This is a genomic window from Mesobacillus harenae (assembly GCF_013343715.1).
Taxonomy (GTDB): Bacteria; Bacillota; Bacilli; order Bacillales; family Cytobacillaceae; genus Mesobacillus_A; species Mesobacillus_A harenae.
Genome location: NZ_JABUNR010000049.1, coordinates 1 through 551 on the forward strand (window position 1 = coordinate 1; position 551 = coordinate 551).

The window sequence follows — 551 nt, forward strand, 5'->3', positions numbered from 1 at the left end:
ATGAGATTTCCCATAGCGCAAGCTAGTAAGATCCCTGAAAGATGATCAGGTAGATAGGTCTGAGGTGGAAGCGTGGTGACACGTGGAGCTGACAGATACTAATCGATCGAGGACTTAACCAAAATATAAGGCGATACTCAGCTTTCTTCTTATTTATTACATTATCTAGTTTTGAGGGAACAAACCTCAAAATAGTCTGGTGGCGATAGCGAGAAGGTCACACCCGTTCCCATACCGAACACGGAAGTTAAGCTTCTCAGCGCCGATGGTAGTTGGGGTTTTACCCCTGTGAGAGTAGGACGCTGCCAGGCTTATATATTGGAGGATTAGCTCAGCTGGGAGAGCATCTGCCTTACAAGCAGAGGGTCGGCGGTTCGATCCCGTCATCCTCCACCATATACACTATACACATTGCCGGTGTAGCTCAATTGGTAGAGCAACTGACTTGTAATCAGTAGGTTGGGGGTTCAAGTCCTCTTGCCGGCACCACTTTTTAATAGGTCCGAGCCATTAGCTCAGTTGGTAGAGCATCTGACTTTTAATCAGAGGGT

2 tRNA genes and 2 rRNA genes are annotated in these 551 nt (G+C 47.2%); all 4 read left to right on the forward strand.

From position 1 onward, the window contains the following. Positions 1–122 (forward strand): 23S ribosomal RNA (locus HRJ06_RS22990); the annotation flags it as partial. Positions 123–195: 73 nt separating this feature from the next. Next, positions 196–311, forward strand: a 5S ribosomal RNA gene (gene rrf / locus HRJ06_RS22995). A 9-nt stretch (positions 312–320) separates the two neighbouring features. Beyond that, positions 321–396: transfer RNA gene (locus HRJ06_RS23000), tRNA-Val, on the forward strand. Positions 397–413: 17 nt separating this feature from the next. Further along, positions 414–489 (forward strand) — tRNA-Thr (locus tag HRJ06_RS23005). The last annotated feature ends 62 nt before the right edge of the window (positions 490–551 follow it).